General features: G+C 67.4%; 7 protein-coding genes. All 7 read right to left on the bottom strand.

What is annotated here, in order from left to right:
- Nucleotides 1-47 precede the first annotated feature (47 nt).
- Nucleotides 48-770 carry a FadR/GntR family transcriptional regulator gene (locus tag CQY20_RS32945; RefSeq protein ID WP_097945407.1) on the bottom strand — a complete coding sequence of 241 codons (723 nt, stop codon included), beginning with the start codon at nucleotides 768-770 and terminating at the stop codon, nucleotides 48-50.
- Nucleotides 771-775: 5 nt separating this feature from the next.
- On the bottom strand, nucleotides 776-1,549 hold the full coding sequence (locus CQY20_RS32940; protein ID WP_097945404.1) for a 3-oxoacyl-ACP reductase: 774 nt from the start codon (nucleotides 1,547-1,549) through the stop codon (nucleotides 776-778).
- Nucleotides 1,550-2,914, bottom strand: coding sequence for an aldehyde dehydrogenase family protein (locus tag CQY20_RS32935; RefSeq protein ID WP_097945401.1), 1,365 nt, complete (start codon nucleotides 2,912-2,914; stop codon nucleotides 1,550-1,552).
- A complete protein-coding gene (locus CQY20_RS32930) occupies nucleotides 2,911-3,633 on the bottom strand; it encodes a gamma-glutamyl-gamma-aminobutyrate hydrolase family protein (protein ID WP_174814728.1) in 723 nt (240 codons plus the stop codon). The genes CQY20_RS32935 and CQY20_RS32930 overlap by 4 nt, the downstream gene beginning before the upstream one ends.
- 52 nt (nucleotides 3,634-3,685) lie before the next feature.
- On the bottom strand, nucleotides 3,686-5,044 hold the full coding sequence (locus tag CQY20_RS32925) for a glutamine synthetase family protein (RefSeq protein WP_097945397.1): 1,359 nt from the start codon (nucleotides 5,042-5,044) through the stop codon (nucleotides 3,686-3,688).
- Between the two features lie 101 nt (nucleotides 5,045-5,145).
- Entirely contained in the window at nucleotides 5,146-5,898 is a 753-nt protein-coding gene (locus CQY20_RS32920; RefSeq protein ID WP_097945396.1) for a GntR family transcriptional regulator, read from the bottom strand.
- A 9-nt stretch (nucleotides 5,899-5,907) separates the two neighbouring features.
- Complete coding sequence (locus tag CQY20_RS32915; protein WP_174814643.1) at nucleotides 5,908-6,627, bottom strand: 1-(5-phosphoribosyl)-5-((5-phosphoribosylamino)methylideneamino)imidazole-4-carboxamide isomerase; 720 nt, start codon at nucleotides 6,625-6,627, stop codon at nucleotides 5,908-5,910.
- Nucleotides 6,628-6,709: the final 82 nt, after the last annotated feature.

Here is a 6,709-nt window from a genome sequence, read left to right as displayed (position 1 = left end):
CCCGGTGTGGGCTCCTGCGGTGGGCGCGATAGGGGGAGGGCCGTCATTCAGTCGAGGAAGCCGTGCAACAGCGACGCCGAGCCCGCGACGTGGGCCAGCATCGCGGCGGCCGCACCCTCGCAGTCTCCGGCGAGAATCGCGATGACGATCGCCTCGTGCTGTTCGTCGGAGTGGGCGATGTTGCGCGACAGCAGCGGGATCTGGTCCAGCAGTCCGTTGACCCGCATGCGGTTTTCGGCCAACAGCGTCACCAGCGACGGCGAACCCGCCGCTTCGGCGATCGCCAGGTGCAGCCGCGAGTCCAGCCGCCGGTAGTCGTCGCCGGAGGCGCCGCGCACATCGGTCAGCCGCGCCCACAGCATCTCCCGCTCGGCCGACGTCAGCGTCTGACTGGCCGCCATCCGCGCGGCACCGACCTCGAGGATTTCCCGCAGCCGCAGCACATCGTCGATCTCGGCGCGAGTGACCCGCAGGTGGTCTCCGGTGTGCGCGGGTAGCGGTTCGGCAAGGAACGTGCCGCCGTATCGTCCGCGCCGCGACACGAGGTAGCCCGCGTCGGAAAGCGATTTGATCGCCTCGCGCACGGTGTCGCGGCTGACGCCCAGTCGGGCCGCCAGTTCCCGTTCCGGGGGCAGGGATTCGCCCGGCTGCAACACGCCGAGGCGGATGGTCTGCAACAGTCGGCCGACGGTCTCTTCGAAGGCGTTTCCCGGCCGAACCGGGCGAAGCAGCGCTTCGCCTGCGAGCGGGGTCTCCGGGTCGGCCGCCATGGTCTCTACAGCGGTGTGACGTAGGCCGAGCTGATGCCGCCGTCGACGAGGAACGTCGACGCGGTGACGAACGAGGCGTCGTCGCTGGCGAGGAATGCCACCGCGGCGGCCAACTCTTCCGGCTCGGCGAACCGCCCCAGCGGCACATGCACCAGGCGGCGCGCGGCGCGTTCGGGATCCTTGGCGAAAAGCTCCTGCAGCAGCGGCGTATTCACCGGGCCGGGGCACAGTGCATTCACCCGAATCCCCTGCCGGGCGTACTGCACGCCGAGTTCACGCGACATCGCGAGCACGCCGCCCTTCGACGCGGTGTAGCTGATCTGCGACGTCGCCGACCCCATCACCGCCACGAACGACGCGGTGTTGATGATCGCGCCCTTCTGCTGCGGAACCATGTGCCGCAGCGCGGCCTTGCAGCACAGGAACACCGACTTGAGGTTGATGTCCTGAACCCGCTGCCACGCATCCAGATCGGTGTTTTCGATCAGATCGTCCTCCGGCGGCGAGATGCCCGCGTTGTTGAACGCGATGTCGACCGAGCCGTACGTCTTTGCGGCGGTGTCGAAAAGCGTGTCGACGGCCACCTGGTCGGAGACGTCGACCGGCACGAACAGCCCTTCGAGTTCGTCGGCGGCCGCCTTGCCGGAGGCCGGGTCGATGTCGCCGATGACGATCGTGGCGCCCTCCGCGCGCATCCGCTTGGCGGTCGCCAGACCGATACCGCTTGCACCGCCGGTGATTACGGCGACCTTGTCCTTCAGCCGCTGGGTCAGGTCCATTCAGCTCTCTCCGATCGCAAAGAAGACGTTCTTGGTTTCCGTGAAGTGCAGCGGCGCGTCGGGACCCAGTTCTCGGCCGAGCCCGGACTGTTTGAACCCGCCGAACGGCGTGTTGAAACGCACCGAGGAGTGCGAGTTGACCGACAGATTGCCCGACTCGACAGCCCGCGCGACCCGGACCGCGCGCGACAGGTTGTCGGTCCAGATCGACCCGGACAAGCCGTAATTCGTGTCGTTGGCCATAGCGATCGCGTCCGCCTCGTCGTCGAACGGAAGCACCGTGACCACCGGGCCGAAGATCTCTTCGGTGACGGTGCGGTCGTTGCGCTGCGGGGTCAACACCGTCGGAGGGAACCAATAACCGGGCCCGCTGGGGGCGCTGCCCCGGAACGCGACGGGTGCGTCGTCGGGCACGTAGGAGGCCACCGAATCGCGGTGTGCGGCAGACACCAGCGGGCCCATCTCGGTGTCCCTCGACGTGGGGTCGCCGACGACGACACCCTTCACGGCGGGCTCCAGCAGCTCCATGAACCGGTCGTAGACGCTGCGCTGCACCAGGATTCGGCTTCGCGCACAGCAGTCCTGCCCGGCGTTGTCGAACACCCCGTACGGCGCGGTGGCCGCGGCGCGTTCCAGATCGCAGTCCTCGAACACGATGTTGGCGCTCTTGCCGCCCAGCTCCAGCGTGACCCGCTTGACCTGTTTGGCGGCCTCGGCCATCACACGGGTGCCGACCTCGGTCGATCCGGTGAAGACGATCTTGCGGACGTCCGGGTGGCTGACGAAGCGCTCGCCGACTACGGATCCCTTGCCGGGAAGCACTTGGAACAGGTCCTCGGGTAACCCGGCTTCGAGCGCCAATTCGCCGAGGCGGATCGTGGTCAGCGGCGTCCATTCGGCGGGCTTGATCAGCACCGCGTTGCCCGCCGCCAGTGCCGGCGCGAAGCCCCACGACGCGATCGTCATCGGGAAGTTCCACGGGGTGATGACGCCGACGACGCCGATCGGCTCGTTGAACGTGATGTCGAGGCCACCCGCCACCGGGATCTGCTGGCCCGACAGGCGCTCCGGGCTGGCGGCGTAGAAGTTCAACACGTCGCGGACGTGGCCGGCCTCCCATTCCGCGTTACCGATCGGGTGCCCGGAGTTGGCCACCTCGATGGCGGCCAGTTCGTCGACGTGCGCGTCGACGACGGACGCGAACGCCCGTAGGGCGGCGGCCTTTTCGGCGGGTGGACGTGCAGCCCACGCGCGCTGAGCGGCGATGGCCCGCGCGACGGCGTCGTCGACACCGGCCTCGTCAACCTGCTCGACGGTGCGGATCTCCTGCTCCGTTGCGGGGTTGATGACAGTCGATGTGCTCACGCGTTCACCTTTCCGGTCGCATACTGTGCGGCGGCCCGTACCACTCCGGCGAAGAGCCGGATGTCGTCGAGGCGTTCCTCGGGGTGCCACTGCACTGCCAAAACGAAGTTGTCGCCAGGGATTTCGACGGCCTCGATGACGCCGTCGCTGTCCTTGGCGCTGACGATCAGGCCGTCACCGAGCCGGTCGATAGCCTGATGGTGGTAGCACTGCACGTCGGATGTGTCCCCGATCAGTGATGCCAGCAAGGTGCCCGGCACCGTGCGCACCGAGGACGTGGAGAACACGGCGTTGCCCTGCTGATGGCGGGTGTGGCCGACGACGTCGGGCAGGTGCTGATGCAGTGTGCCGCCGAGCGCGACATTGACGACCTGTGCGCCGCGGCAGATGCCGAGCAGCGGCATGCCCCGCCGCAGCGCACCGCGCACCAACGCGAGTTCCCACTCGTCGCGCAGGCGGTTCTCCTGAACCGGTTCGTCGGTCGAGGGGTGACGCTGCTGCCCATACGTGGCCGGGTCCATGTCGCGTCCGCCGGTGATGATCAGCCCGTCCAGCCCGTCGAGCACGCGCTCGGCGGCGTCAACCCCCTGCGGCGGCAGGAGCACCGCGATGCCGCCCGCGAGGTTGACGCCTTCCATGTAGATGGCGGGCAGGAAGCTCGCGTGCACATCCCACACCCCGGTCTGCGCCTGCTGCAGGTAGGTGGTCAGGCCGAGCACGGGATTGGCGTCGTGGCCACGTTGTCTGTGTGATCCGGCGCCGTTGTCCCGGTCAAAGTCGCTCAAAACCGCGCACCCTTTCCCAGTCGGTCACCGCGGCGTTGTATGCAGCCAGCTCCACGCGGGCGTTGTTGAGGTAGTGCTCGACGACCTCGTCGCCGAACGCTTCCCGGGCCACCTGCGACTTGGCGAACAGGTCGGCAGCCTCGCTCAGCGTGGTCGGCAGGCACTCGGCGCCGCTGGTGTAGGCGTTGCCCTCCAGCGGGTCCGGCAGCTCGAGTTCCTGCTCGATGCCGTAGAGCCCGCCCGCGATCAACGCCGACACCGCGAGGTATTGGTTGACGTCGCCGCCCGGCGCTCGGTTCTCCATCCGCATACTGTGGCCGTGGCCGACCACCCGCAGCGCGCACGTGCGGTTGTCCAGCCCCCACGCGATCGCGGTCGGGGCGAAGCTGCCCTCGACGAAACGCTTGTAGGAGTTGATGTTGGGCGCATAGAACAGCGTCAGCTCGCGAAGCGTCGCCAACTGGCCGGCGATGAAACTGCGGAACAGCTCCGACATTCCGTAGGGGCTGTCCTCGGCGGCGAACACCGGACTGCCGTCCTCACCGCGCAGCGAGATGTGAATGTGGCAGCTGTTGCCTTCCCGCTCATTGAATTTCGCCATGAAGGTGATGCTCTTGCCGTGCTGGTCGGCGATCTCCTTGGCACCGTTTTTGTAGATCGTGTGGTTGTCGCAGGTGACTCGGGCGTGGTCGTAGCGGAACGCGATCTCCTGCTGACCGAAGTTGCACTCCCCCTTCACGCCCTCGCAGTACATGCCCGCCCCGGTCATGCCCAGCCGGATGTCGCGCAGCAGCGGCTCCATCCGCGTCGACCCGAGCATCGCGTAGTCGACGTTGTAGTCGGTGGCCGGCTTCAGGTTCCGGTAGCCGGCCGCCCACGCGTCACGGTAGGAGTCTTCGAAGACCATGAACTCCAACTCGGTGCCGACATAGGGCACCAGCCCGAGTTCGCTGAGGCGGTCCACCTGCCGGTTCAGGATGCTGCGCGGCGCCACCTCAACCGGGCGGTCGTCGGTCCAGAACAGGTCGGCCATCACCAGCGCGGTGCCCGGTAGCCAGGGGATGCGGCGCAGCGTCGTGAAGTCGGGCTTCATCACCATATCGCCGTAGCCGGTGTCCCAGCTGGACATGGCGTAGCCGTCCACGGTGTTCATGTCGACGTCGACGGACAACAGGTAGTTGCAGCATTCGGCGCCGTGAGCCGCGACCTCCTCGACGAACAGCCGCGACGAGACTCGTTTGCCGGTCAGGCGCCCCTGCATATCGCAGAACGCCAGGATCACGGTGTCGATGTCGCCGGAGGCGACCAACGACTCCAGTTCGGTTTTCGACAACATCCCACTCATGTCTGCGACTCAACCATCACGAGACCGCCTCTCCGCTGCGTGACCACGTAGATTTACCAGATTGTCACTCTCTAAAGGTAGGGCATCCGACCATTAAACCGCTACCGCATCCGCGGCGCCTGCGGGACCTGCGCCCGCCGGTTGATCCGCACGTCGAACGCCTCGGACACGTGCCACTCCCGCGACAGCATCACCGGGGTGCCGTCGCGGTCGTAATCGACCTCCTCGATGTAGAGCAGCGGTTTGCCACGCCGCACCCGCAGCATCTTGGCCGTGCAGATGGTGCTGGGGACCGCGCGCAGTGTCGCCGTCGCGTGGTCGGCGGCATGCCCGCACGACCGCAGCAGCGCGAACAGTGACGGGTCGAGATTGGCCAGATCCAGGTCGTGCCGCAGCAGCCGGGCCGGAATGCGGTCGCGGGAGTAGATCACGGGCTGATCGTCGGCCGTGCGCACCCGCTCCACCGCCAGCACCTTCTCCCCCGGGCGCACGTGCAGAACGCTGTCGATGTTGGTGGACTCCTCGAAAACCGCGTCGAGTACCCGCATCCCGGCCTTCGCGCCCGCGTTCTCGATCATCGCCAAATAGCTCAGAGTCGAGTCGAGGCCGTGCGGCATGCGTCGACGCTCGGCGACATAGCTGCCCGATCCGCGACGCCGCGTGACGTAGCCCGCTTCCACGAGCCCGCGAACCGCTTCGCGCACGGTGGCGCGCGACACCCCGAACCGCTTGGAAAGTTCGCCCTCGGTGGGCAATTTGGTGCCTGGCGGCAGCTGCGAGTTCGTGATGTCCTCTAGCAGTTGGTCGCGTAATCGATCGGCGAGCAACGTCTCCCCGGGCATGCCACGAGCCATTCCACCAGCCTACGTGGTTCCGTGTGCCGCCTCGGCGGCCGGCGTCGGCTGTTGCTGTGTCCGCTCCGCCGTCTCCTCGAGCACCCGCCGGACCTGTTCAGCGACGGACGGCGCGCCCGGCAGCAGACCGTCGAATATGGCGCTGCCGATGGTGTATCCCCACGCTCCCGCGCCGCTGACGGCGACGGCCTGGTCGATGCTGGCGATCGATCCGGCGACGATCACGGGGCCGTTCGCCTTCGCGACCACCGCGCGGATCAACTCCAGAGCGTCAACGCTCGGGTGCCGATACGCGAGCAGGTCGAGACCGGCGATGTGCCCCAACGCCGTGAGTCGCGCTGCGTCGGCGGAGATCTCGTCGACAGTGCCATTCAGCACGCTCGGATGGTCGACCACGCGGCCGGGGAACGGGCAGTAGCGCACACCGTCGGGAAGCATGCCCGCGGTCTCCGCGCCGTGCGTGCCGCCAAGGATCCAGTCCACGCCCGCTTCGGCCGCCGATCGCAGCGAGGCCAGCTCGGCCTCCTTGCTGGTCGACACCACCTCGAGCATCACCTCGAAGCCTGCGTCGTGGGCGAGCGCGGTCAGTTGCCGTTGCCGCGCGGAATCGGCTCCCACGTCTTTGAATCCGATGTAGTGCAGCCCGCTGTCGGCCAGGGTGGGCACGATCTCGGCGGCGTTGTCGACGGTCCGGTCGCCGTGGGTGAGCATGAACACGAAATTGGCCATCGGTCCCTTACCTTTCTTGAAGGGTGTTTGGGGTCGTCGGCCTTAGGCTTCGAATCACCCAGGGATGTCGGGTATGGCTTTC

It is taken from the genome of Mycolicibacterium agri, from assembly GCF_002553505.1.
Classification (GTDB): domain Bacteria; phylum Actinomycetota; class Actinomycetes; order Mycobacteriales; family Mycobacteriaceae; genus Mycobacterium; species Mycobacterium agri.
This window is presented reverse-complemented; position numbering and strand designations above follow the sequence as displayed.